This is a genomic window from Microbacterium sp. GCS4 (genome assembly GCF_001262495.1).
Lineage (GTDB): Bacteria > Actinomycetota > Actinomycetes > Actinomycetales > Microbacteriaceae > Microbacterium.
The window spans coordinates 366,523-389,483 of the sequence record NZ_LGYE01000002.1 but is presented as its reverse complement, the minus strand read 5'-3'; the positions used below and the strand labels follow the sequence as shown (position 1 = coordinate 389,483).

Here is a 22,961-nt window from a genome sequence, read left to right as displayed (position 1 = left end):
ATGACGCACGACACCCGCGATCCCCGCCCCGCCCTCGACTCGAGCACCGCCGCCGGCTCGAGCACCGCCGCCGACTCGCTGCTCGAGCTCGCGACCGCCCTCGACGCGTCCGATCCGCTCGGCGCGCACCTCGACGCGTTCGCTCCCGCACCCGGCGTCACGGCGTATCTCGACGGCAACTCGCTCGGCAGGCCCCTGCGCGACATCCCGGAGCGGCTCGCGGCGTTCGCGCGCGACGACTGGGGCACGCGGCTCATCCGGTCGTGGGACGAGCAGTGGATGGCGCTGCCGATGGCGCTCGGCGACCGGATCGGCGCGCTGACGCTCGGCGCCGCGGCGGGCCAGACCGTGGTCGCCGATTCGACCAGCGTGCTGATCTACAAGCTCATGCGCGCCGCGCTCGCGCACGACCCGTCCCGCGCCGAGCTCGTGATCGAGACGGGCAACTTCCCCACCGACCGCTTCCTCGCGGAGGGCGTCGCCGCCGAGACCGGCGCGACCATCCGCTGGATCGAGCCCGACCCCGTGCTCGGCGTGCAGGTCGCCGACGTCGGGGCCGTGGTCTCGGAGCGCACCGCGCTCGTGTCGCTGAGTCATGTCGACTACCGGTCGGGCGCGCTCGCCGACATGCCGGCCATCACCGCGGCCGCGCACGACGCGGGCGCGCTCATGATGTGGGACCTCTGCCACTCCGCCGGTGTCGTGCCGATGCAGCTCGACGAGTGGGGCGTCGACCTCGCCGTCGGATGCACGTACAAGTACCTCAACGGCGGGCCGGGCTCTCCCGCATTCGCCTATCTGCGACGGTCGCTGCAGGGCGTGCTGCGGCAGCCGATCCAGGGCTGGTGGAGCGCGGCCGACATCTTCGCGATGGGCCCCGAGTACGTACCGGCCGGCGACATCCGTCAGCTGCTGAGCGGGACTCCCCCGGTGACCTCGATGCTCGCGATGCAGGGGATGCTCGACCTCATCGAGCAGGCCACGATCGACGCCGTCCGGGCGAAGTCCGAGTCGCTCACCGACCTCGCCGTCCGCGCGCACGACGAGCTGCTCGCCCCGCTCGGCGTGCGCCTGCTGAGCCCGCGGGACGCGGCGCTGCGCGGCGGCCATGTGACGATCGGACACCCCGACTTCCGCGCCGTCACGCAGCGGCTCTGGGCGGACGGCATCGTCCCAGACTTCCGGTTCCCCGACGGCATCCGCCTCGGTCTCTCGCCGCTCAGCACCTCGTTCGTCGAGACCGTGACGGGCGTGATCGCGGTGCGCGACGCCCTGGAGTCGCATGAGCGCTGACCCCGAAGGCCCGACGGGCGCCGACGCCGACGGCGCGGTGCTCGCCGACGGCGCGGTGCTCGACGACATCGATGCGCGCCCCGGCAGCACGGCCTCGCTGCTGCGCACCCTGATCGGTCTGTACCTGCGCCCGCTCGGCGGCTGGATCTCGACCGCGCACCTCGTGGCGCTCGCGGACGACCTCGGCATCCCCGCGGCTCCCGCCCGCACGGGCATCGCTCGGCTGAAGCAGAAGGGCCTGCTGCTCGCCGAGCGCCGCGACGTCTCGGGGTACCGCCTGAACCCGGCGGCCGTGCCGATGCTCGAACGCGGCGACCGGCGCATCTTCGCGGTGCGGGAGATGACGGACGCCGACGGCTGGTGCCTGGTGTCGTTCTCGATCCCGGAGAGCGCACGCAGTGTGCGGCATCAGCTGCGTCGACGCCTGCAATGGATCGGAGCCGGCACGGTGTCGGCCGCGCTGTGGATCTGCCCCGGGCACCTGCAGGGCGAGGTCGAGGAGATCGTCGACGACCTGGGGGCGCGAGCCTGGGTGACGCTGTTCCGCGGCGCGCATCCGGTCGTGGCCCGCTCGCCCCGCGAGGCCGCCGCCGAATGGTGGGATCTCGCGGCGCTGCGCGCCGAGCACCTCGCCTTCCAGGCCTCGCTCGCGTCACTGCCGGTCGAGCCGTTCGCCGCCTACGTGCACCTGCTCGACGCGTGGCGGATGCTGCCGTACGTCGACCCCGGCCTCCCCCCGGCGATGCTCCCGGAGGACTGGCCCGGCCGGCGCAGCGTCGACGAGTTCGCGCGGCTCTCCGCGGAACTCGCCGACGCCGCATCCGCGCACGTGCGCGCGACGGTCAGCCGGGAGAGCGCCTAGCCGGCGACCGCTCCGACGAACGCCTGCACGTGCTCCTGCAGGGCGAGGATGCGCAGGTCCCTGGCGAGTTCCCGGTCGTAGCCCTCGTAGGCGAGCGGCGGGAGGACGCGCACGTTCTTGGAGCATCCGAACTCCGCGCAGACGAGCGTGCCGATCGTGTCGCCCTTGCGTCCGGCGGGTCCCGCCTTGCGGGCCGCGAACATCTGCACGTCATTGCGGAGCGTGACGTCGTCGCACCACGAGCACTGCGCCCGGGCGATCACCCGCTGCTCGGCCCGCTGCAGGATGACTCCGGTGGCGACGTCGTCGATCCACACCACGACGTAGGCGCGGCGCGGCATCTTCGGATCGGTCCAGCCGAGGTAGTCGATCCTGTCGAAGTCGATCTCGCCGAAGCCGGGAGGGAGGTTCAGGTCGGAGACCTCTTTGCGGGAGGCGTTGATGAAGGAGGCGCGCAGGACGCGCTCGTCGAGGGGACGCATGAGTGTGTTCTTTCGAGTGGGCCGCGCTCTGCGCGGCAGTGTCAGGAGAAAAGAGGCCCGACGGATGCCGGGTACGACGTAGCTCCGGGGGCGGGATGTTCCGCCTCCGGCCGATCGTCAGCCTCTGTCCGCGGCGCTGATCGCGCCTGCGGCTCCGTTCCGCGCCCGCTCGGGGGCGCTCATCGATGACAGCACCCGGAGAGTCTACGCCCGTTTGTGTCGTCGCGTGTCGGTCCCGGTTCTCTCCCGCCGACAGTCGACCTACTCTTGCCGGACACCCGCTACCGAAGGAGACCCCGTGTCCACGCCGCAGAACCACCTCTCACCCTCGACGGTGCGTGAGCGTTCGGCGTGCATGTGCGACCACGGCGACGTCTGCTCCTCGTACGCGCCGGGGCACGCGCTGCACCTCATCCAGGCGCGGCTCGCGTCGGCGACGCCCTCGGACTGGGCGGACGCCCTCGTCGAGCGGGCGGATGCCGCGACCGGACGCCTCGTCGTGCGCACGCTCGACGGAACGGCGCATGAGCTGTGGAGCTGCGCGGGCGCAGCGCTCGAGGCGCCCGCGGGCACCCCGGTGGCGCTTCACGGGCGCTACGGCGTGCTGGCCGTGGGGCGCACGCAGTTCAACGTCGCGCGGGTCTGAAAGCGTTTCGTCTCGCTGCGCTCGCTCACGACCGGGAGCACGAGGGTCTGAAAGCGTTTCGTCTCGCTGCGCTCGCTCAACGACCGGGAGCACGAGGGGCTGAAAGCGTTTCGTCTCGCTGCGCTCGCTCAACGACCGGGAGCGCGGGCCTGAAGAGTCAGGCCGGCATCAGCATGGCGCGCACGCTCATGCACGCGTCCATGCACGCCTGACACGCCTGCGCGCACATGCGGCACACATCGCTGTGGGCGGCGTGCTCCATGCACTCGTCCATGCAGGTCTGGCACATCGCGATGCACGCGTCGAGCATCGCCATCATCGACGCGGGCGTCATGCCCTGCATCCGCATCATCGCGCGCATCATCGTGTTGCACATGTCGGCGCAGTTCATGCACGCCGGCGAGCAGTCCATCATCTGCGTCGAGCACACCGTGCACGCCTGCTCGCAGGCCGAGCACGCGTCCATGCAGGCCTGCAGGACCGACATGTCCATCGCGGCCATGTCCATCATCGACGCGTCCGGCATCGAGGACATGTTCGTCCGCCAGGCATCCATCATCATCGAGTCCATCGCGCACCGCTTCCGTCGTCGGCCTGAGCCGGAGGTGACAGCGGGCAGGTCCGCCCGCCTGAGGCCAGGGTAGTCCGGGATCACGCGGCCGTCGACGGTGGATCCGGCTGTCATGGAGACCGCCGATTGTCAATCCCGTAGGCGGCTTCGCACGCGCGTGCGAGTGTGGTGCTCCCGTTGATCGGACGATGAAAGGACACGCAGCATGAGTGCAGCAGACGACATCAAGAACACCGCCGAGAAGCTGACCGGAAAGGTCAAGGAGGGCGTGGGGAAGGTCACCGACAACGAGCGCCTCGAGGCCGAGGGCAAGGCCGATCAGGTCAAGGCTTCGGCGAAGCAGGCCGGCTCCAACGTCAAGGACGCCGCGAAGAACGTCGGCGACGGCGTCAAGGACGGCTTCCGCGAGTAGAACGCACAGAGAGGGGGCCCGCCGAAGCGGACCCCCTCTCCGACGGCTCGGGTCAGCGCGTGCGGTTCCCCGAGATGGATCGGATCAACCAGGCGATCACGGCGACCGCCAGCAGGACGAGTCCGACCCACAGCAGGAACTGCAGCGACTGGACGAGTCCACCGGTGATGGCCAGGATGATGGCGACGACGATGATGATGATCAGAAGGATGTTCATCGGTCTTTCCCTTCTTCCGGGGCGCGGTGGCGCCCCTCTTGGTCACCCAACCTAGCCCCGTGACAGGACTCCCTTCGAGGGGCTTGACGCGGAGCATCCGCTCGTGAGTAGAGGAGATGCAGATATGCCAGGACGCAGGAACAACTCGCTCAAGGATCCCGAGCTCTACGAGGAGCTCCGCGACGACGGCGCGTCGAAGGAGAAGGCCGCGCGGATCTCGAACGCGGCCGCGCGAGACGGTCGCAGCACGGTCGGGCGTCGCGGCGGCGAGCACGGCGACTACGAGGACTGGACGGTCCCCGAGCTGCGCACGCGCGCGAAGGAGATCGGCCTCACCGGCTACAGCGGCAAGCGCAAGGCCGAGCTCATCTCCGCGCTCCGGAACCACTAGGCCCGCCATGGCCCGGTTCGGCGTCGAGGAGGAGTTCGTGGTCCTCGACGAGGAGACACTCGTCCCTCTGGCGCTGGACCGGGACACGCGGGAGAGCCTCGTCGGATCGCGCCACGGCGGCACGATCACGCCCGAGTACCTCACGAGCCAGCTCGAGATCGCGACCGCTCCCCTCTCGACCATCGCAGATGGCGCCGAGCAGCTCGGCGCGCTCCGCGCGACGCTGGACGAGCACGTGTCACGGCAGCGGGCGCTCGTCGTCGCCACCGGCACGCCCTTCCTCGCCTCCCCGCACCCCGAGATCTTCCCGCTCGCGCACTACGACGCGGTGGCCGACATCCTCGGCGAGATCACCCGCGGGCACGAGGTCAACGGACTGCACGTGCACGTCGAGGTGCCCGCGGAGGAGGAGCGCGTGCGGGCCCTCAACCGCGCGGCACGCTGGATGCCGATGCTGCTCGCCCTGACCGGCAACTCGCCGTTCGCGGGCGGCCGGACGACGGGGTTCGCGAGCTGGCGGTCGGTGGTGATCCGGCGACTGCCGACCGCGTGGACGCCGCCGCGCTTCCACGACTACAGCGATTACCGGGCTCGTGTCGACGCGCTGCTCGCGCTCGGCGGCATCACGGAGGAGTCCTCGCTCGGCTGGACGCTGCGTCTCTCGGCACGGTTCCCGACCGTGGAGGTGCGGGTGTGCGACGCGCAGCTCGACGTGGAGGACTCGCTGCTCGCCGCGGCGCTCTGCCGGGCGATCGTCACGGCCGCGGATCTCGACGACGGACCCGAGATCGGCAGCGACGCGATCGACGCCTCGCTGTGGACCGCGGCGCGCTACGGCATGCGGGCACGGATCCTCGATCCGACCACCGGCGAGGCCGCTGCCGCCGACGTCGTCCTCGACCGGATGCTGCAGCGCATCGCTCCCCGGCTCGCGGAGTCCGGGGACGCGGAGTTCGTCGAGGGGATTCTCGCACGCGTCCTCCGCGACGGCACCGGCGCCGACCGGCAGCTCCGCGCTCACGCGCGCGGCGGTGTCGGCGGCCTCCGCGACCTGTACCGTTCGACCACGCGCGACCTCCGCACGTCCGCCCCCGCCCCCGCCCCCGCACCCGACAGCCGCGTCGAAAGATCAGAAACGCCTCCCGAGAGCATCCTTCCGACGCGTTTCTGATCTCTCGTCGACCCGCACCCCTCCCCGCCGCAGTAGTGTCGGCCTGTGGCAACCTCTCGCTTCGCGCCGCTCCAGCGGCTGGTGATCTCGGTCGCGGTGCTCGCATCGTTCGTGACCTTCCTCGACGGCACCGTCGTGACCGTCGCGCTGCCCGCGATCAGCCGCGAGCTCGGCGGCGGGATCACGACGCAGCAGTGGGTCGTCGACGCGTACCTCATCACGCTCAGCGCGCTGATCCTGCTCGCGGGCTCACTGTCCGACGCCTACGGGCGCGTGCTCGTGATGCGCGTGGGACTGATCGCGTTCGGCGTGGCCTCGGTCGCGGTCGCCGCGGCTCCCGACCCCCTCGTGCTCATCATCGCCCGCGCGGCCCAGGGCGCGGCAGGTGCCCTGCTCGTGCCGAGTTCGCTGGCCCTCATCACGGCCACCATGCGCTCCGACGTGCAGTCGCGTGCGATCGGCGTGTGGACCGCCTTCACGACCGGCGCGCAGCTGGTGGGTCCGCTGCTGGGCGGTCTGTTCGTGGACTTCCTGTCGTGGCGGCTCGTGTTCCTCATCAACGTGCTCCCCATCGGCGTGACCCTTCTCCTGCTCGCCCGGTTGAAGCTCAACGAGAGGCCGAGCGGCGTCCGCGTCGACTGGACCAGCGGCATCCTGTGCGCCGTCGGTCTCGGCGCCGTCGTGTTCGCCCTGATCGAGCAGCCCAACCTCGGATGGTCCTCCCCCGCGATCTGGCTGCCCGGCGTCGTGGGGGCCGCGCTCTTCGCCTGGTTCCTCGTGCGCCAGCAGCGCTCCGCCGCACCGCTCATGCCCATGTCACTGTTCCGCGTGCGCGACTTCGCGTGGGGCAACCTCGCGACCCTTTTCGTGTACGCAGCACTGTCGCTCAACGGCTTCGTGGTGGGCGTCTACCTGCAGCAGGGCGCGGGGCTGAGCGCGACGGCCGCGGGCCTCGCGAGCCTGCCGATGACGATCCTCATGATCCTGGTGAGCTCGCGCGCAGGGTCGTGGGCCGGGCGCTACGGGCCGCGCATCTTCATGACGGTCGGCCCGCTCGTGATGGCAGCCGGCGCGATCATGCTCCTGCTCGTGGCCGAGCAGTTCGACTACTGGTGGCAGGTGCTCCCGGCGATGATCGTGATGGGCCTCGGCCTGTCGCTGACGGTCGCGCCGCTCACCTCGGCGATCCTCGGCGCGATCGACGAGTCGCGCTCCGGCATCGCCTCCGCGGTCAACAACGCGGTCTCGCGCGTCGCCGGGCTGCTCGTGGTCGCGATGCTGTCGACCATCATCGGCGGCACGCTGAACCTCGCCGGCTTCCACAGCGCGGCCTGGGTCACGGCAGCGCTGCTCGTGCTCGGCGGGGTCGTCTCGTGGATCGGGATCCGCCGCAATCCGGCCGAGGAGCAGGCGGCGGAGGACGCCGTCGTCCCCGAGGCCTGAGACCGCGCGGCGCTCACGGTCCGCGGCGACGCCCCGTTGACGGTGTCGGCGCCCCCGTTGACGGTGTCGGCGGTCGGGCGCAGACTGGTGGGCATCGCCGCGGCGAACACGGCGTCCGAGCATCCGGAGGTCCCCCGTGAGCACGACCCAGACTCCCCTGCCACCCGTCGTGGACGCCGACGCCTGGCGACGCGAACTCGATGCGCTGCGGGTGCGCGAGAAGGCGGCGACGCGCGAGCTCGACGCGATCGCGGCGCAGCGACGGCGTCTTCCCATGGTCGAGCTCCCGGAGTACACGCTCGAGGGGCCGGAGGGGCCCGTGCGCCTCGCCGACGTGTTCGACGGGCACTCGCAGCTCATCGTCTACAACCACATGTGGTCGGACGGCAACGAGTGGCAGTGCCCGGGCTGCACGGGCTTCACGTCGCAGTTCACGCGCCTCGACGTGATCGAGCGCTACTACGACGCACGCTTCGTGATCGTCACGAACGGCCCGATCGAGGAGGCCCTGGCCTATCGCACCAAGGTCGGCAACACCATGGCGTGGTACTCGAGCGCGGGCAGCCCGTTCGGCGCGGACATGGATGCCGGGCCCGGCGAGGGCTTCGGCGTGAACGTGTTTCTCCGCGACGGCGACACCGTGTACCGCACCTGGCACACGAACGGGCGCGGCACCGAACGGCTCAGCTACCTGCAGGGACTCGTCGACCTCCTGCCCTACGGCCGTCAGGAGGAGTGGGAGGACTCGCCCGAGGGGTGGCCGCAGCATCCGACCTACGCGCAGGGGATGGGGTCGAAGGAGGTCGCCGCGCTGTACGGTGAGGGGCATGACCACGCCTGACGCGCACCCGGCGCTGTGAGACGATCCGCCTCGATCGTCGTGGTCGGCCTGCTTGCGCTGTCCCTCGCCGGCTGCGCTCTGCCCGGCGCCGAGGTCCAGCTGCCCCCGGCCGGCGCGGTGCCCGACTACCAGCTCGGCGGCTCGTACGACCCGGCCGACGGTGTGGGGATCGTCGGGCGCGACCGCTCGTCCGATCCCGCGGACGGCGTCTACTCGATCTGCTACGTGAACGGGTTCCAGACGCAGCCGGGCGAGCTCGACGAGTGGCCCGAGGAGCTCCTGCTCGCCGGCGACGACGGCCCCGTGTTCGACCCGGACTGGCCCGACGAGGCCCTGCTCGACACCTCGACGCCCGAGAAGCGGGAGTCGATCGCCGCGATCGTGGGGCCGTGGATCGAGGGATGCGCGACCGCGGGCTTCCAGGCCGTGGAGTTCGACAACCTCGACACCTACTCCCGCTCCGACGGCGCGCTCTCGCTCGACGACAACCTCGCGCTGGCGACGCGGTTCGTCGAGATCGCGCATGATGCGGGTCTCGCCGCCGGGCAGAAGAACGCCGCCGAGGACGCACGGGCGCTGCACGATCAGGCGGGCTTCGACTTCGCCGTCGTCGAGGAGTGCGCGGCCTACCGCGAGTGCGGCGCGTACACCGAGGTGTACGGCGAGCACGTGATCGACATCGAATACACCGACGAACTGCCCCGCCCGTTCGAGGATGTGTGCGCGGACCCGGAGACGCCTCGATCGGTGGTCCTGCGCGACCGTCTGCTGCGGATCGCCGGGCGCGAGGGGCACGTCTTCGAGACCTGCGACTGAGCGGATGCTCCGGCGTCGCCTGTCTCCGCACACCGCGTGATCGTAATTTTTTCGCGATGAGCATTGCGTATCGAAGAAACTTCGGTAATCATGAGTGAGGGCTCACGCCCTCCCGCGCACGACGAAGTGGAAGCGACCTCCGATGACGAAGACACATGTGATGGCCCTGGATGCCGGGACCGGCAGCGTCCGCGCGATCCTGTTCGCCCACGACGGCTCCATCACGCACATCTGCCAGGAGGAGTTCGCCCAGCACTACCCGCAGCCGGGGTGGGTCGAGCACGACGCGAACGAGATCTGGGAGGCGCAGCTGCGGGTCGCGCACCAGGTGCTCGAGGAGTCCGGAGTCGAGGCCGCAGCGGTCGCCGGCATCGGCATCGCGAACCAGCGCGAGACCTCCGTCGTGTGGGACCGCGCGACCGGAGAACCCGTGCACCGCGCGATCGTCTGGCAGGACGGCCGCACCGCGGAGTTCTGCGACCGGCTGCGCGACGACGGGCACGAGGAGCTGATCCGTTCGCGCACCGGACTCCCGATCGACACCTACTTCTCCGCGACCAAGCTGAGCTGGCTCCTGGACACCGTCCCCGGTGTCAGGGAACGCGCCGAGGCCGGCGAGCTGCTGGCGGGCACGATCGACTCCTGGCTCATCTGGAAGCTCACCGACGGCGCCGCCCACGTCACCGACGTGTCGAACGCGTCCCGCACGCTGTGCTTCGACATCCGTGACGCCGCGTGGGACGACGACATCCTCGCCCTCCTCCGCATACCGCGCACGCTGCTCCCCGAGGTGCGCCCGTCCAGCGAGGTGTACGGCCTCACGGGGGTCGCGGCGGGATTCGGCTCCGAGATCCCCGTCGCCGCCGCCGTCGGCGATCAGCAGAGCGCCCTGTTCGGCCAGGCGTGCTTCACGCCCGGTTCGGTCAAGGCCACGTACGGCACCGGCGGATCCGTCATGATGAACACCGGCACCACGCCGGTCATGTCCGACGCCGGCCTGCTCACGACCGTCGCGTGGGGCATCGGCGACGAGGTGGAGTACGCGCTCGAGGGCGTGTTCTTCGCGGTCGGCGCGACCGTCATGTGGCTGCGCGACGAGCTCCGGATCGTCGACTCCGCGTCCGACACGGCGGCGCTGGCCGCGACGGTCGAGGACACCGGCGGCGTCTACATCGTGCCGGCCTTCCACGGGCTCGGCTCCCCCTACTGGGACCAGTACGCCCGGGCGGCGATCCTCGGCATCACGCCGGGCACGGGGCGCGCGCATCTCGTGCGCGCAGCCCTCGAGTCCATGAGCTACACGTACCGGGACGCGATCGAGGTGATGGTCGCCGAGTCCGGCGCGCCCCTCCCCGAGCTGCGGGTCGACGGCGGTGCCGTGTCGAACGACTTCCACCTGCAGTTCCAGGCCGACCAGCTCGGCGTGCCCGTGCATCGCGCGCGCGTCACCGAGTCCACCGCCCGCGGCGCCGCGTTCCTCGCGGGGCTGGCCGTCGGGTTCTGGGAGTCGAAGGACGAGCTGCGCCGTTCGATCGACATCGAGCGCTCGTTCACCCCCGGATCGGATGCCGAGACCAGGGACCGCCTCTACGCGGGATGGCGCAAGGCCGTGTCCCGCGCCCAGGACTGGGTCGACCACTGACACGGTGCGACCCGCCCGGGTGCGCCCGGGAGCGATCGGGTCGGCGCGCGTGACCCGTCTAGTGGGTACCGGTCACGCGCGTCGGCTTGATCGCTGAGAGGTAGCTCTCGTGCAGGTAGTCGGCCGTCTCCTCGAAGTAGCGCGCGGCGTACGTGGCGTAGAGCACGTCGATCGCGAGCAGCTGACCCCACTTGCCGGTCACGGATTCGCCGTAGACGTCGGAGCTCGCGACGGTCCCTGCGGTGAGCAGGACACTGTCGACCACCGAGGCGAGGGCCGAGTCGACGTTCGAGGTGATGCCCAGCACGAACGCGCCGTGGAACTTGGCGATCTGCGCCGACGACACGATCGGCGTGGAGTCGCCGGAATCGCTGATCGCGATCAGGACGTCACCGGGTCCGAGCGTGGCGCTGCCCATCGACTGGATGCTCTGATCGCGGAAGAAGTGGCACCTCTTGCCCGCGCGGACGAAGCGCATGACGGCGCTCTCCGCCGAGGTCGCCGACGACCCCATCGCCGCGAGATACACGCACGAGGCGGAGTGGATGCGCTCCGCGGCGTCGTCGAGCACGGTCGGGTCGAGTCGCTCGGCGGTGCGGTTCAGCGCCTCGATGCTGCCGTGCAGCACCTTCTGCAGGATCTGGTCGCGGCTGTCGCCGCGGAGGACGCCCTCGTACACCCAGGACGCCCGCTGCTCGGCATCCACCGGCCTCGAGTAGATCGCCTGCGCGATGCCGAGACGGAGCTGGTTGTACCCGTCGAGGTCGAGTTCGCGGAGGAACCGGGAGACGGTCGAGTCGGCCACGCCGGCGCGACCGGCCAGCTCGGTGATCGACAGGGACTGCGCGCTCTCGGGGTCAGACAGGATGACGTCGGCGACGCCGCGCAGCGCCGGACTCAGCGAACTCGCGCGGCGGGATATCTGATGGAGCAGATTCCCGCCCTCGTCCTGGTCAGCCACGTCTGGAGTCTATGACATGCGCCGCGACGGTCACGGGAGCGGCCTCGTTCACGAAAATGTCAGGAGCGACTTCATGCCCGCTCCGGAGCGCGAGTGGTCCATGGCCGCCTCGATCTCGTCGAGGGCGAAGCGCGCGGAGACGATCGGCGACAGGTCGATCGCGTCGTCCGCGACGATGTCGATCACATCGCCGTAGTCGCGCACGCTCGACCCCGTCGTCCCGGTCAGCGTCTGCTCGCGATAGTGCAGGGCGTTGACGTCGATCTGCGGACGCGCCTGATCGCCGAGACCCGAGAACACGTTGATGCGGCCGAGCCGCCCGGCGAGATCCGTGGTGGAGGCGATCACCTCCGGCTTGGACACGCACGTGATGACGACATCGGCCCCCGCTCCCCCGGTCAGCTCCATGACCTCGGTGCGCAGGTCGCTCTCGCCGACGTTCACGAGATGGTCGGCGCCCAGCCTGCCGGCGATGTCGAGCCGCGGCTGTCGGGTGTTCGCGACGATGACCTGGCGGGCTCCCGCCCGCTTCGCGAGCACGGTGTGGAAGCATCCGATGGGTCCCGCCCCGATGATGAGCACCGAGTCGTCCGCAGAGACGGCGACCTTGCGCTGCCCGTGCAGACAGCACGACATGGGCTCCATGAGAGCCGCGGACTCATCCGAGAGCGCGTCCGGCACACGGAAGACGTTGCCGCGCTCGATCGCCGCGGCAGGGATGCGCAGGTACTCCTGGAACCCGCCGTCCCACGTGATGCCGAAGGCGTCGTAGGTCGGGCACAGCTGGTTCAGGCCGCGACGACACATGGGACAGGTGCCGCAGCCCACGTTGGGCGCGACGCTGACGCGATCGCCGACCGTGAAACCCTGCACGGCACGCCCGGTCTCGACGATGCGCCCCGTGAGCTCGTGCCCCAGCACGCGGCGCGTGCCCTCGGGGATGCGGAAGTGGCCGTGCTTCATGATCCGCAGATCCGTGCCGCAGATGCTCGCGGCCGCCACCTCGACGAGCAGGTCGCCCTCGCCGATCTCGGGGATCGGGATGTCGTCGACCTCTATGCGACCCGGTTCGATGAAGAGCGCGGCCCTCATGACCGCACCGCACTCGCCGACAGCGACGCCGACAGTGACCGGGCGAGGGCGTCATCGCGCTCAGTGAGCGCCTCCTCCGAGATCGCGAAGAGCGTCTTGTTCGACCACTCGCCGCGGTCCGCCAGTCGGGCGAACACCTCGGGTGCGTCGTCGAGGTGCTCGACATGGCTCACGAGATCGTCGACGAGCAGCGTGCGTCCGAGGCACGCCACGACCATCTCCCAGTCGTTCGTGGTGCGCGGGGTGATCACCGCGTTCCACGTGCCCCGCAGCACGAGCTCACGACGCAGGATGCGCGACACCAGCTCCTTCGGGAGGTCGACGTCGTCGCGCAGGTCGCCGAGCAGGATCACCTGGCCGCGGTGCGCGGCCGAGCGCACGGCCTGGAGGAACGTGACGGCGAGTCCGCTCGCCTCGACCGCGATGTCGACGCCCCGGCCGTCCGTGGCGGCGGTGGCGAGCTCGTCGGAGGGCCCGGCCGTCGCGTCGAGCACCTCGAAGCCGAGATGCGAGGCCACCTCGCGCTTGCGCGGGTCCACGTCGGACACGAGCACCCGGACGACGCCGAGGATCCGCAGCCACTGCGCCGCGAGCAGGCCGATGGGGCCGGCACCGATCACGAGCGCCGTCGCGTTCGGCGGCACCTGCGCCTTGCGCACCGCGTGCAGGGCCACGCCGGCCGGCTCGACCATGGCTCCGGCGAGCAGCGAGGTACCCGCCGGCAGCGGCACGAGGTTGCGCTCGGGCACCCGCAGGTACTCCTCGAGACCGCCGTCGCGGCGCGACCCGAAGTAGTCGTACCGCTCGGCGAGCGTGAACTCGCCGATCTCGGTCATGGGGTCGTCGGCATCCGGGATGCAGGGGAAGATCGCGACGCGGTCCCCCGCGCGGAGCCGCCCGCTCGGGGAGTCCTCGACCACCGTGCCCGACATCTCGTGCCCGAGGACCAGCGGGAAGCCGTACCCCTTGCCCACCGCGTAGCGGAGGACGTCGGAGCCGCACACACCCACCGCGCCGACGCGCACGAGCACCGGGTCGACGCCGACGGGCTCGGGGTCGGGCACCTCGACGACCGCCATGTCACGGACGCCGCGCAGCACCGCCGCGCGCACCTCACACCTCCATGCCGTACCGCAGCACCTTGTGCGTCGGGTACAGCGAGAAGGTCGGGATGGTCACGTCGGGCGTGCGCGTCGCGATGTAGAGCGCCGCGTCGGCGACGTTGGAGACGTCGATGCAGGTGGCGGAGAGCCCCTCTTCGATCTCCTTGTCGTCGAGCCAGCCCTCGGTGTACGCGGGCAGGTCGCCGTCGTAGAGGCCCTTGTCGATGATCTCCGTCATCGGTGTGCGCACGTGCGAGGGGTTGAGCACCGTGACCCCGATGTTCTTGTGCATGCCCTCGATGAGGATGTTCTTCGAGAACCCGAGCATCCCGTGCTTCGAGGCCCGGTAGGGGCTGTGCCCGGGACCGGAGGCGACCCTGGTCGAGGAGGAGCCCATGTTGATGATGCGTCCGCCGGTCTCCTGGGTCTCCATGACCCGGAACGCCTCACGGCAGCACAGGAACACACCGGTGAGGTTGGGGCCGATCGTCTTGTTCCACTCCTCCAGCGTGACCTCGGTGACCGGCGGGGCCAACGAGTCGCGGCCCGCGCTGTTGATGACGAGGTCGATCCGCCCCCACTCGGCCACCGTGCGGGAGAAGAAGGCCTGCACGGCGTCCTCGTCTGCGACGTCCGCGACGACGGCCAGCACCTCCCCGCCGCGCGCCGTGATGTCGGCGGCCACCTGGTCGAGGCGCGATGCGTCGATGTCGATCAGCGCGACCCGGCATCCGTTCGCGGCGTAGATCCGGGCCACGGCTTCGCCGATGCCGGAGGCCGCGCCCGTGATCAGGGCGACCTTGCCGATGAGTGCGCTGCCGGGTTCGGGGAGGTAGTCGGGCACCATGAGGGTGCTCCTTTCGTGTGAGGGTGACAGCGGTTCGTGTGACGATGACGGGGGTCCGGGGACGGAGGCGTTCACGAGGCGAGTCCCATCTGCTCGGGGGTCTTCGCGCCGACCATGAGCGCGACCGCGTCGGCCATGTCGATCTGCGAGGTCTCGACCAGGGCGATCCGGCGTCCGAGACGCTGGATGTGGATGCGGTCGGCGACCTCGAAGATCTGCGGCATGTTGTGGCTGATGAGGATGACGGGGATGCCGCGCGCGTTGATGTCCTTGATGAGGTTGACGACGCGCCCCGATTCCTTGACGCCGAGGGCCGCGGTCGGCTCGTCGAGGATCACGACCTTCGACCCGAACGCGGCCGCCCGGGCGACCGCGACGCCCTGCCGCTGACCGCCTGACAGCGTCTCGACCGACTGGCCGATGTTCTGCAGGGTCTGCAGGCCGAGCTGCGACATGACCTCGAGCGACTGCTCCCGCATCCGCTTCTTGTCGAGCATCCGGAACAGCGACCCGGCGATGCCCGGCCGTCGCAGCTCCCGCCCGAGGAAGATGTTGCTCACGATGTCGAGTGCGGGCGAGACGGCGAGGCTCTGGAACACGGTCTCGATGCCGAGGCGTCGAGCCTCGACGGGCGATCTGAGCGCGGTCGGCTCTCCCCCGACGAGCAGCTCGCCCTCGTCGGGCTGGACCGCGCCGGCGAGCACCTGGATCAGCGAGGACTTGCCCGCGCCATTGTCGCCGATGACGGCGAGCACCTCGCCGCGGCGGATCTCGAAGTCGGTGTGGTCGAGCGCGACCACACGCCCGTAGCGCTTGACGATCCCGCGCGCCTCGAGCACGAGATCCGTGGCGGTGGAGGCGGTGTCGTGTGCAGAGGTCATGTCATCGTCCGATCTTGCGAAGGCGCTGGTCGACGGCGACCGCGCCGATGATGAGGATGCCGATCGTGAACTCCTGCCACAGGCTGTCGAAGCCCGCGAGCGAGAGTCCGCTCGAGAAGACCCCGACGATCAGCGAGCCGAGCAGCGTGCCCATGATCCGGCCGCGCCCGCCGAAGAGGCTCGTGCCGCCGATCACGACGGCGGTGATGGACGCGAGGTTGTACGCGGCGCCCGCGGTCGGGGAGATCGAGCCGATGCGTCCGATGAGCAGCCACGCGGTGATGCCGATGATGAGTCCGGCGATCACGTAGACGGACATCAGCACCCGGTCGACGCGGATGCCGCTCAGCCGGGCGGCCTCGAGGTTGTCGCCGACCGCGTACACGTGCGTGCCCCAGGCGGTGCTGCGCAGGATGTACGCGAACAGCACGAACATGAGGAGGGTGAGCACCTGCCCCCAGGTGAAGGTCGTGCCGATGATCTGGAAGCCGGTGCCGAGCCAGGTGAGCAGCGCGGGCACCTCGGCGAAGGGCACGCTCTCACCGTCGGAGATGAAGATGTTGAGCGCATAGAAGATGCTCAGCGAGCCGAGCGTCGCGATGAAGGGCGGGATGTTGAGCTTCGTCACGATGAGTCCGTTGATCGCGCCGCAGGCGATGCCGACCAGGATGCCGAGCACGAGCGAGAGCTCCACCGGGAGCCCCATCGCGACGGCGAACCGGCCCATCGCGACCTGGGACAGCAGCATCACCGCCGCGACGGACAGATCGATGCCGGCGGTGAGGATGATCAGGGTCTGGGCGATCCCGAGCATCGCGATGACCTGCACCTGCTGCAGGATCAGGGAGAAGTTCTGCAGCGTGCCGAAATTCGGCGACACGATCGAGAACACGATCACCGCGATGACGAGCACCGCGATCGGGCCGATCAGGGGCCGCGTGAGCATCTTCCTCTCGATCCACTGCAGCGGAGTCGGGCGGGGACCCTGATCGATCTCGACCAGGCCCATCGAGAACCCCGCCGTCACGGTGCTCGCCCGCTCGTCGTCAGGCAGATCCGTCGCGCTTCTGTTCATGGTCGGCTCCTTCGCCGTCTCGTGCGGGGCGTCAGCCCCAGCACTCCTCCAGGCCGAAGGCGGAGTCCTCGGACTCGATGCCCGCCTGGGGCTGATCGGTGATGAGGGTCACACCGGTGTTGGTGAAGTCCAGGCCCTCGCTGTTCTGCGGCTTCGTCCCGTCGGCGAGGTAGGCGTCGACCGCCTGCAGCGCCTGCGCGGCCATGTCGAGCGGGAACTGCATCGACGTCGCGTCGATGATGCCCTTCTCCACGTTGGCGATGCCGGGGCAGCCGCCGTCGATCGAGACGATCATGATCCGGTCCTGCAGGCCCGCCGCGACGATCGCCTGGTAGGCACCGGCGGCGGCCGGCTCGTTCACGGTGTAGACGAGGTTGATCGTCGGGTCCTTCTGCAGGAGCTTCTCCATGCCGGTGCGCCCGCCCGCTTCGTTCGCGTCGGTCACCTCGTGCCCCACGAAGCGGGGGTCGTCCTCGTCCCACATCTTGGTGTCGTCGGCGAGGTCGATGCCGAAGCCCTCCAGGAACCCCTGGTTGCGGGCGACGTCGACGGGGATCTGGTCGGAGTAGAGGTCGAGCGTCGCGATGCGCGGCTCGGTGTCGCCGAGGGCCGCGCGGGCCCACTGGCCGACCAGCTCTCCCGCGAGGCGGTTGTCGGTCGCGAAGGTGCCGTCGACCCCGGAGTCGGCCGCGAGCGGGGAGTCGAGGGCGAAGACCAGGACCCCTGCCTGCTGGGCCTTGCGGATCGCGGGGATGATGCCGTCGCCGGCCGGCGTCACGAGGATCGCCTTGGCGCCCTTCGCGGTGAGGTTCTCGATCGCGGTGATCTGCGAGTCGACGTCGCTCTGGCCGTCGCCGCTGGCGATCTGGAGGTTCAGTCCGAGGGACTCCGCCTCGGACTTCGCCCCCTCCGTCATCTTCACGTAGAAGGGGTTGTCCTGCGTCTTGATGACGAGGCCGACGAGTGGCTCGTCGGATCCTGCCGAGGCGGCGCAGCCGCTGAGACCTGCGAGCGCCATCGCCCCCACGGCCGTCGCAGCGACGATGCTGCGGATGTGTGCGTGCATGATGTCCCTTTCGGACCGGATTCGAAATGTTTACCGACATCGTGAGCATAACGGAAATTTCTGCGATGTCGATAGTTGCGACGAAGTTTTCTCGACGGACGCTGGGCTCTGCGGTCGGTAGGCTGACCCCGTGACGAGCTCGGGGGGACACGGCGCGGACGCGCCCACGGACTCCCCGGCGCGCGTAGGCACGGACTCCCCGGCCCGCGCAGGCACAGGCTCCCCGGCGCGCGCACGCACGGACTCCCCGGCCCGCGCCGCGACGGCGACACGTACGGTGCTCGCCCGGTGGGGACGTGCGATCGCCGACGTTCCGCGCCTGGTCTGGATCGCGGCCGGGGTCGTCGTGCTCGGGCTCCTCGGCGTCGCGGTGGCCGGCGGGTTCGCACAGGTGCAGACCGCCGCAGACGAGGTCGACGCGGGAACGGAGGTGCGCACCTCCGCCTATGCGATCGCAGTGCTCGACGCCGAGCTGACCGACGCCGTGGAGTCGGAGTACCTCGAGGCCGACCCGGGCGAGATGCTGCTCGTGCTGACCACGCGCATGGAGAACCTCTCGGACGAGGCGGTCGGCGTCGCCACGACCGCCGACCGCACGCGTGCAGGGTTCGTGAACACCGACGCCCCGCTGCTCGATCTCGCCGGGGTGACGCCCCTCGGCGTGACCGCGGTCTGGCGCGACGACGGCTCAGCAGGGCAGGTCGTGCTGCAGCCCGGAGTCCCGAGCGAGGTGACGTTCGCTTTCACGGTGCCAGACGACGCGTACACGGATCGCCCGATCGCGCTCGACGTGCACGATGTCGAGGTGCGCCGCGGCGCCGTCATCCTCTCCTCCCGTGTCGTGACCTGGCGGCCCGCCGAGGTCGTGGCACGCATCGTCGTGCCCGCCACGGAGACGCCATGAGGCGCGCGCTCCCCTGGATCCTCGGCGCCGTGCTCGTGGTCGGCGCCGGCGCCGTGACCGCGATGACGCCCGCCGAGGAGGACGTGCTCGCCCCGTTCACGCTCCGCGGCGAAGCGGGCGAGACGGTCTCCTCCCGCGCCCTGGTCGCCACGGTCGAGGATGCCGTGTTCGCCGACGAGGTCACCGTGTCCGACGGCTCGTGGAGCGCTGAGGGCAACTGGCTCGTCGTGCGGATCACGGCGTCGGCGGCGCAGACCGAGGTCGACGCCGCGGTGCAGCTCGCGACCCTCGTGGTCGGCGATCGGGTGTTCCTCGCCAGCGAACGGCCGTCGGCGGCGCTGCGCGGCACAGCGCTGCGAGTGGGCATCGACACCGTCGGCGTGCTCGCTTTCGAGCTGCCTCCCGACGTGTCGACCGGCACCGCCGAGCTCCGCCTCACGACCGACTTCGTCACCTCGGAGCTCGACGACCTGATCGTCGTGACGATCGATCTCGGCGACCTCGATCGGTCGGAGAGCGTCGAGCTCACCCGTTCGGAGGTGGTGCCGCGATGAGCTGGTGGCGGCGGCAGCGCACTGCGCTCCTCGCCCTGGCGGTCGCCACAGTCGCCGTGATCGGCGCCTACGTCTGGCTCGACGTGCTGCCCTCGGTGCGGTCGGGCGATCGGGTCGTCGAGGTCGACACCGACGTCGACATCTCCGGGCAGACCCTCTCGATCGGGCCGGCCGAGTGGGGCGAGTTCGAGTCCCCGGCCGGTACGCGGACCCTCAGCATCCGTCTCCGATCGAGCGGCGGGACGGATGCCGCGCTGTGCGGACCGGCGACGCTCACCGACCCCTCGTCGTCGCGCACCTGGCTCAGTTCGCGGTCCGGACTCGACGTGCCCTCCGGTGAGGGCGAGTCGTCATGCGTCGCGGAGTCCTCGCCGTACCGCATCCTGCTGGTGTTCCTACTCCCCGACGACGCCGAGGGTCCGTTCCGGCTCGACCTCGAGGGCGGCGACGATGTGACCGCCCGGTTCACCGTCGAGCCCTGAGCCGTCGAGCCCTGAGGGGCGGGTGTCGAGCCCGGCCTGCGGACGCGCGATCACGCTGTCATAGGCGGTGGCCACGATCGCCACACGCACCGGCTCCGCGATCGCGCCGACCGCGACGACCACCAGTGGGTACACGCCCGCCCAGAACGCGTTCTCGTGCCCGCCGATCAGCAGCAGGGCTCCGCGAGTGCCGGACTGCTCCGCCCACGCCCATGCCGCGTACGCGACCGCGTACGCTCCGAACAGCAGCGGGCCGCCGCGCCAGATCACCGCGACCGCCGCCCACAGCCCTTCGAGTCGCAGGACGATCGTGCGCGCGATGCTCGCGAGCGCACCGCGCATCGCTCCCCCGCCCCAGCGGACGAATGACGGCGTGGAGTCGAACGTCGTGCCGAACACGACGCCGGCGACCGTGAGCCACGCCGCCGGCACGATGACCGCGGCGATCACGATGCCGACGATCCAGGTCGCCACCTCCCAGACGACCGCGACGGGGGCGAGGTTCACGGCGAACCAGTCGCCGAAGACCTGCAGCCAGCCGACGACCTCGCGCTGCCCGATCCAGTCGAGGATGCCGCTCCACCAGCGGGCGACGAGCGTGAAGAGCATGAAGGTCCAGAGCACCTCCGCGTACACCGCCAGCACGACGCTCCAGCGCGGCAGTCGAGGCGCGAGACGCATGTAGACGAGGCGGGCGGCGAGCGCGATCACGAGCACCGCGACCGGCAGCGCGCCGACCGCGATCAGGCCGCCCCGATCCCCCACCTGGTCGAGTTGGTAGCCGGAGTCGGCGAGGGCGATGGCGCTCGCGACGCGGAAGAAGTCGATCTGATCCGCGTCCAGCATCCCCCATGCGGTGTAGAACGCGAAGAAGGGCAGGATCGCGGCGAGCGTGGCCGAAGCGAACTCCCGCGGGCCGCCGGCGTCGTCGCGTCTGCTGTGCGGCAGCGACGGGCGCACCGTCAGGTACATCGCGACGTAGGAGACGAGCCGGGCGGCCACCGCGAGCGGCAGCAGCAGCAGACCGCCGAGAGTCGTGTGGCCGCCCACGAACCCCGCGAACTCGATGAGCAGGCGGTGCACGGCCTCGCCGCCCAGGTACCAGGCCATCAGCGCGGGCCAGTGCCGCGCGAGGATGCGCCCGAAGGTGCGGAGGGCCGGTGCCATGTGCCCTACCGTAGCGGGCGGGTGCGCACTCTGCCCGAGGCCGCTCCTCGCAGCCCTCGCTAGCGTTCGCCGAGGTGCGCGTCAACAGCATTGCTACGGGCGCTCGACCCGCAGGACGATCACGTCATGAGAACGATGCGATCCATGGCGGTCGCCGGGACCGCGCTCGCGCTCGCGCTCGGGCTGTCCGGCTGCGGCCTCACCGTACCCGCGGACCCCGATGGCACGCTCGAGGGCGTCACGCACGGCGAGCTGCGCGTGGGCTGGTCCGCCGATCCCGGGCTCATCTCCGGCGGGGCGTCGGACGAGCCGACCGGCAGCCTGCCCACCCTGGTCGAGGGCTTCGCGGACGACCTCGACGCCGACGTCGAATGGACCGAGGCCTCGGAGGAGACGCTGGTCGGGATGCTGGAACGCGGCGACCTCGACCTCGTCGTCGGCGGGATGACCGATCAGACACTCTGGGTCGACCGGGCCGGAGTCACCCGCGGCTACCCCGGGATCGACGGGGCGGACGGACGATCGATCGTCCTTCTCGTCCCCCTGGGCGAGAACGCGTTCCTCAGCGCGCTCGAGCGGCACCTCGACGACGAGGTCGGATCGTGAGCCGCATCGGCCGCATCGGCCGCACCGAGCTGCCGGAGGAGCAGCAGACCGCTCTGCGCAAGGCGGTCCGCTGGGAGTGGTTCACGATCGTCTACACCGCCGTGACGATCGCCGTGATCGCGCTCGTCGTCGGCAACTCCCAGGCCATGCGGACGGCGTGGATCGAGGACATGCTCTCGCTCGTCCCGCAGATCGCCTTCCTCACGGCGCTGATCTTCGTCCGTCGTCGACCGACCGTGAAGCATCCCTACGGTCTGCATCGTGCCATGGGCGTCGGACACCTCGTCGCCGGCGTCGCGCTGCTCGCCGTGGGCCTCAACCTCGCCCGCGAAGCCGTCGTCGGACTGGTCACGGCCGAGCATCCGACGATCGGGACGGTCGTGCTGTTCGGCCAGACGGTGTGGCTCGGGTGGCTCATGGTCGCCGTCATGGCGGTCGTGATCGTGGGTCCGGTGTTCTTCTACGGTCCGGCGAAGTCGAAGCTCGCGCCCGTGCTGCACAACAAACTGCTGTACGCCGACGCCGACATGGCGAAGGCGGACTGGCAGACGACGGTCGCATCGATCGTCGGCGTGCTGGGAGTGGGCGTCGGCCTGTGGTGGCTCGACGGCGCAGCCGCGCTCTTCATCTCCCTCGGCATCATCTGGGACGGGGTGAAGAACACCAAGACCGCCGTGATCGATCTCATGGACCAGCGTGCGCGCACATTCGACAGCAGTGAGCCGCATCCGCTGGCCGGCGACATCCTGTCGACCATGCGCTCGCGCCCGTGGGTCAAGGAGGCGTCGGTGAGGATGCGGGATCAGGGGCAGGTGTTCCACGTCGAGGCGTTCGTGGTACCGCGCCGGGGACGCGTGTCGCTCGAGGACATCACGGACCTCGAGGAGCGCATCACGGACCTCGACTGGAAGATTCAGGAGATCGTGATCGTGCCCACCGAGTCGCTGCCCGAGGGGACCGACAGGTCGGGGCGCGGCTGAATCCGGCCGCGGATCGGATGCAGGACGCAGGATCGGGCGGGGTCGGATGCCGGGCGGATGCGCGATGCCGAGCGGACGCGCGATGCCGGGCGGATGCCGGACGCGAGCGACGCCCACCGCACGCGGAAGGGGGAATCCGAGCGGCGGGCGCCGTGGGCCGACCGCGAGGGAGCGGTCGGCGGTCTCTGCGCCGTTCAGGCAGGGTCGTTCAGACCGGGCCTGTCAGGCGAGGCCGTTCAGACCGGGCCGGTCAGGCGAGGTCGTTCAGGTCGATCCTGTCGTCGTCCTCGTCCTGTCCGTGGCGGTGGTCGGCGTGGCCGTGACCGGCCTCGTCCTCCTCGTTCGCGACGCCGGCGGCATCCGGGTCGTTCGCGACGGGGTCGTCCGACGTCTGTCGCGGGACGAGCTCCTCGGGGATCATCGGCGTCTCATCGGCGGATCCGGTGTCCGACATGG

The 22,961-nt window shown here is 70.4% G+C and carries 27 protein-coding genes; 15 read left to right on the top strand and 12 right to left on the bottom strand.

All coding sequences use genetic code 11. The annotated features are described in order from the left end of the window. Together AKH00_RS09075 and AKH00_RS09070 are read left to right on the top strand one after the other, a co-directional pair. On the top strand, positions 1-1,293 hold the full coding sequence (locus tag AKH00_RS09075) for a kynureninase (protein ID WP_082297527.1): 1,293 nt from the start codon (positions 1-3) through the stop codon (positions 1,291-1,293). Beyond that, the gene (locus tag AKH00_RS09070; RefSeq protein WP_152926145.1) at positions 1,283-2,155 is read left to right on the top strand and encodes a PaaX family transcriptional regulator; all 873 of its coding nucleotides are present in this window, start codon (positions 1,283-1,285) and stop codon (positions 2,153-2,155) included. Before AKH00_RS09075 ends, AKH00_RS09070 begins: the two co-directional genes overlap by 11 nt. Here the strand turns inward: AKH00_RS09070 and AKH00_RS09065 are convergent. After that, positions 2,152-2,637, bottom strand: a complete 486-nt coding sequence (locus AKH00_RS09065) for an FBP domain-containing protein (protein WP_050722397.1) — start codon at positions 2,635-2,637, stop codon at positions 2,152-2,154. The genes AKH00_RS09070 and AKH00_RS09065 overlap by 4 nt on opposite strands. 298 nt (positions 2,638-2,935) lie before the next feature. Here AKH00_RS09065 and AKH00_RS09060 point away from each other — a divergent pair, with 298 nt between their 5' ends. Further along, positions 2,936-3,283 carry a hypothetical protein gene (locus AKH00_RS09060; protein ID WP_050722396.1) on the top strand — a complete coding sequence of 116 codons (348 nt, stop codon included), beginning with the start codon at positions 2,936-2,938 and terminating at the stop codon, positions 3,281-3,283. A 157-nt stretch (positions 3,284-3,440) separates the two neighbouring features. Here the strand turns inward: AKH00_RS09060 and AKH00_RS09055 are convergent, their stop codons facing one another. Then, a complete protein-coding gene (locus AKH00_RS09055) occupies positions 3,441-3,842 on the bottom strand; it encodes a hypothetical protein (RefSeq protein WP_235556729.1) in 402 nt (133 codons plus the stop codon). A 217-nt stretch (positions 3,843-4,059) separates the two neighbouring features. Between AKH00_RS09055 and AKH00_RS09050 the strand changes: the two genes are divergently transcribed. Then, the gene (locus tag AKH00_RS09050) at positions 4,060-4,266 is read left to right on the top strand and encodes a CsbD family protein (RefSeq protein ID WP_050722394.1); all 207 of its coding nucleotides are present in this window, start codon (positions 4,060-4,062) and stop codon (positions 4,264-4,266) included. Between the two features lie 52 nt (positions 4,267-4,318). Here AKH00_RS09050 and AKH00_RS18150 read toward each other — a convergent pair whose 3' ends face one another. Then, on the bottom strand, positions 4,319-4,483 hold the full coding sequence (locus AKH00_RS18150) for a hypothetical protein (RefSeq protein WP_200903832.1): 165 nt from the start codon (positions 4,481-4,483) through the stop codon (positions 4,319-4,321). A gap of 124 nt (positions 4,484-4,607) precedes the next feature. On the opposite strand from AKH00_RS18150, the gene AKH00_RS09045 reads away from it, so the two are divergent. The 6 genes from AKH00_RS09045 (at position 4,608) to glpK (ending at position 10,787) form a co-directional block, all read left to right on the top strand. Beyond that, on the top strand, positions 4,608-4,874 hold the full coding sequence (locus AKH00_RS09045) for a DUF7218 family protein (RefSeq protein WP_050722393.1): 267 nt from the start codon (positions 4,608-4,610) through the stop codon (positions 4,872-4,874). Between the two features lie 7 nt (positions 4,875-4,881). Next, the gene (locus tag AKH00_RS09040) at positions 4,882-6,045 is read left to right on the top strand and encodes a carboxylate-amine ligase (RefSeq protein ID WP_082297526.1); all 1,164 of its coding nucleotides are present in this window, start codon (positions 4,882-4,884) and stop codon (positions 6,043-6,045) included. A gap of 45 nt (positions 6,046-6,090) precedes the next feature. Continuing rightward, entirely contained in the window at positions 6,091-7,488 is a 1,398-nt protein-coding gene (locus AKH00_RS09035; protein WP_235556728.1) for an MFS transporter, read from the top strand. 136 nt (positions 7,489-7,624) lie between these two features. Then, positions 7,625-8,329, top strand: coding sequence for a DUF899 domain-containing protein (locus AKH00_RS09030; protein WP_050722392.1), 705 nt, complete (start codon positions 7,625-7,627; stop codon positions 8,327-8,329). Between the two features lie 15 nt (positions 8,330-8,344). Next, positions 8,345-9,145: an endo alpha-1,4 polygalactosaminidase gene (locus AKH00_RS09025; protein ID WP_050722391.1), complete on the top strand. Its 801-nt coding sequence runs from the start codon at positions 8,345-8,347 to the stop codon at positions 9,143-9,145. A gap of 142 nt (positions 9,146-9,287) precedes the next feature. Continuing rightward, entirely contained in the window at positions 9,288-10,787 is a 1,500-nt protein-coding gene (glpK, locus tag AKH00_RS09020; RefSeq protein ID WP_050722390.1) for a glycerol kinase GlpK, read from the top strand. Between the two features lie 58 nt (positions 10,788-10,845). Here the strand turns inward: glpK and AKH00_RS09015 are convergent, their stop codons facing one another. From AKH00_RS09015 to AKH00_RS08985, 7 genes are all read right to left on the bottom strand, one after another. Next, entirely contained in the window at positions 10,846-11,748 is a 903-nt protein-coding gene (locus AKH00_RS09015) for a MurR/RpiR family transcriptional regulator (RefSeq protein ID WP_050722389.1), read from the bottom strand. 48 nt (positions 11,749-11,796) lie between these two features. Further along, positions 11,797-12,840, bottom strand: coding sequence for a zinc-dependent dehydrogenase (locus AKH00_RS09010; protein ID WP_050722388.1), 1,044 nt, complete (start codon positions 12,838-12,840; stop codon positions 11,797-11,799). Next, complete coding sequence (locus AKH00_RS09005; protein ID WP_050722387.1) at positions 12,837-13,952, bottom strand: galactitol-1-phosphate 5-dehydrogenase; 1,116 nt, start codon at positions 13,950-13,952, stop codon at positions 12,837-12,839. Before AKH00_RS09005 ends, AKH00_RS09010 begins: the two co-directional genes overlap by 4 nt. Before the next feature lies 1 nt (position 13,953). Further along, the gene (locus AKH00_RS09000) at positions 13,954-14,790 is read right to left on the bottom strand and encodes an SDR family oxidoreductase (RefSeq protein ID WP_050722386.1); all 837 of its coding nucleotides are present in this window, start codon (positions 14,788-14,790) and stop codon (positions 13,954-13,956) included. 71 nt (positions 14,791-14,861) lie between these two features. After that, positions 14,862-15,671, bottom strand: coding sequence for an ATP-binding cassette domain-containing protein (locus AKH00_RS08995; protein ID WP_050722385.1), 810 nt, complete (start codon positions 15,669-15,671; stop codon positions 14,862-14,864). Between the two features lies 1 nt (position 15,672). Further along, the gene (locus AKH00_RS08990) at positions 15,673-16,746 is read right to left on the bottom strand and encodes an ABC transporter permease (RefSeq protein WP_050722384.1); all 1,074 of its coding nucleotides are present in this window, start codon (positions 16,744-16,746) and stop codon (positions 15,673-15,675) included. Positions 16,747-16,777: 31 nt separating this feature from the next. Next, positions 16,778-17,812 (bottom strand): substrate-binding domain-containing protein, encoded by a 1,035-nt coding sequence (locus AKH00_RS08985; protein ID WP_050722383.1) that lies wholly within the window; start codon positions 17,810-17,812, stop codon positions 16,778-16,780. A gap of 130 nt (positions 17,813-17,942) precedes the next feature. On the opposite strand from AKH00_RS08985, the gene AKH00_RS08980 reads away from it, so the two are divergent. From AKH00_RS08980 to AKH00_RS08970, 3 genes are read left to right on the top strand one after another with little or no spacing between them, the layout of a single operon-like run. Then, on the top strand, positions 17,943-18,716 hold the full coding sequence (locus AKH00_RS08980) for a hypothetical protein (protein ID WP_152926144.1): 774 nt from the start codon (positions 17,943-17,945) through the stop codon (positions 18,714-18,716). Further along, complete coding sequence (locus AKH00_RS08975) at positions 18,713-19,270, top strand: hypothetical protein (protein WP_050722381.1); 558 nt, start codon at positions 18,713-18,715, stop codon at positions 19,268-19,270. Before AKH00_RS08980 ends, AKH00_RS08975 begins: the two co-directional genes overlap by 4 nt. Further along, positions 19,267-19,752 (top strand): hypothetical protein, encoded by a 486-nt coding sequence (locus tag AKH00_RS08970; protein WP_050722380.1) that lies wholly within the window; start codon positions 19,267-19,269, stop codon positions 19,750-19,752. Before AKH00_RS08975 ends, AKH00_RS08970 begins: the two co-directional genes overlap by 4 nt. On the opposite strand, the gene AKH00_RS08965 is transcribed toward AKH00_RS08970, so the two are convergent. Then, on the bottom strand, positions 19,666-20,919 hold the full coding sequence (locus tag AKH00_RS08965) for a hypothetical protein (protein WP_050722379.1): 1,254 nt from the start codon (positions 20,917-20,919) through the stop codon (positions 19,666-19,668). The genes AKH00_RS08970 and AKH00_RS08965 overlap by 87 nt on opposite strands. A gap of 126 nt (positions 20,920-21,045) precedes the next feature. On the opposite strand from AKH00_RS08965, the gene AKH00_RS08960 reads away from it, so the two are divergent. Beyond that, on the top strand, positions 21,046-21,525 hold the full coding sequence (locus AKH00_RS08960) for a hypothetical protein (RefSeq protein WP_050722378.1): 480 nt from the start codon (positions 21,046-21,048) through the stop codon (positions 21,523-21,525). A gap of 5 nt (positions 21,526-21,530) precedes the next feature. Next, positions 21,531-22,505 (top strand): cation transporter, encoded by a 975-nt coding sequence (locus tag AKH00_RS08955; protein ID WP_050722911.1) that lies wholly within the window; start codon positions 21,531-21,533, stop codon positions 22,503-22,505. Between the two features lie 250 nt (positions 22,506-22,755). Here the strand turns inward: AKH00_RS08955 and AKH00_RS08950 are convergent, their stop codons facing one another. Further along, positions 22,756-22,959, bottom strand: a complete 204-nt coding sequence (locus AKH00_RS08950; RefSeq protein ID WP_050722377.1) for a hypothetical protein — start codon at positions 22,957-22,959, stop codon at positions 22,756-22,758. Positions 22,960-22,961 lie beyond the last annotated feature (2 nt).

Excerpts from the sequence above, each read along its gene's own strand:
- AKH00_RS09075 (WP_082297527.1), top strand. The coding sequence starts at position 1 with ATGACGCACGACACCCGCGATCCCCGCCCCGCCCTCGACTCGAGCACC.
- AKH00_RS09070 (WP_152926145.1), top strand. The coding sequence starts at position 1,283 with ATGAGCGCTGACCCCGAAGGCCCGACGGGCGCCGACGCCGACGGCGCG.
- AKH00_RS09065 (WP_050722397.1), bottom strand. The coding sequence starts at position 2,637 with ATGCGTCCCCTCGACGAGCGCGTCCTGCGCGCCTCCTTCATCAACGCC.
- AKH00_RS09055 (WP_235556729.1), bottom strand. The coding sequence starts at position 3,842 with ATGATGGATGCCTGGCGGACGAACATGTCCTCGATGCCGGACGCGTCG.
- AKH00_RS09050 (WP_050722394.1), top strand. The coding sequence starts at position 4,060 with ATGAGTGCAGCAGACGACATCAAGAACACCGCCGAGAAGCTGACCGGA.
- AKH00_RS18150 (WP_200903832.1), bottom strand. The coding sequence starts at position 4,483 with ATGAACATCCTTCTGATCATCATCATCGTCGTCGCCATCATCCTGGCC.
- AKH00_RS09045 (WP_050722393.1), top strand. The coding sequence starts at position 4,608 with ATGCCAGGACGCAGGAACAACTCGCTCAAGGATCCCGAGCTCTACGAG.
- AKH00_RS09040 (WP_082297526.1), top strand. The coding sequence starts at position 4,882 with ATGGCCCGGTTCGGCGTCGAGGAGGAGTTCGTGGTCCTCGACGAGGAG.
- glpK (WP_050722390.1), top strand. The coding sequence starts at position 9,288 with ATGACGAAGACACATGTGATGGCCCTGGATGCCGGGACCGGCAGCGTC.
- AKH00_RS09010 (WP_050722388.1), bottom strand. The coding sequence starts at position 12,840 with ATGAGGGCCGCGCTCTTCATCGAACCGGGTCGCATAGAGGTCGACGAC.
- AKH00_RS09000 (WP_050722386.1), bottom strand. The coding sequence starts at position 14,790 with ATGGTGCCCGACTACCTCCCCGAACCCGGCAGCGCACTCATCGGCAAG.
- AKH00_RS08995 (WP_050722385.1), bottom strand. The coding sequence starts at position 15,671 with ATGACCTCTGCACACGACACCGCCTCCACCGCCACGGATCTCGTGCTC.
- AKH00_RS08990 (WP_050722384.1), bottom strand. The coding sequence starts at position 16,746 with ATGAACAGAAGCGCGACGGATCTGCCTGACGACGAGCGGGCGAGCACC.
- AKH00_RS08985 (WP_050722383.1), bottom strand. The coding sequence starts at position 17,812 with ATGCACGCACACATCCGCAGCATCGTCGCTGCGACGGCCGTGGGGGCG.
- AKH00_RS08975 (WP_050722381.1), top strand. The coding sequence starts at position 18,713 with ATGAGGCGCGCGCTCCCCTGGATCCTCGGCGCCGTGCTCGTGGTCGGC.
- AKH00_RS08970 (WP_050722380.1), top strand. The coding sequence starts at position 19,267 with ATGAGCTGGTGGCGGCGGCAGCGCACTGCGCTCCTCGCCCTGGCGGTC.
- AKH00_RS08965 (WP_050722379.1), bottom strand. The coding sequence starts at position 20,919 with ATGGCACCGGCCCTCCGCACCTTCGGGCGCATCCTCGCGCGGCACTGG.
- AKH00_RS08960 (WP_050722378.1), top strand. The coding sequence starts at position 21,046 with ATGAGAACGATGCGATCCATGGCGGTCGCCGGGACCGCGCTCGCGCTC.
- AKH00_RS08950 (WP_050722377.1), bottom strand. The coding sequence starts at position 22,959 with ATGTCGGACACCGGATCCGCCGATGAGACGCCGATGATCCCCGAGGAG.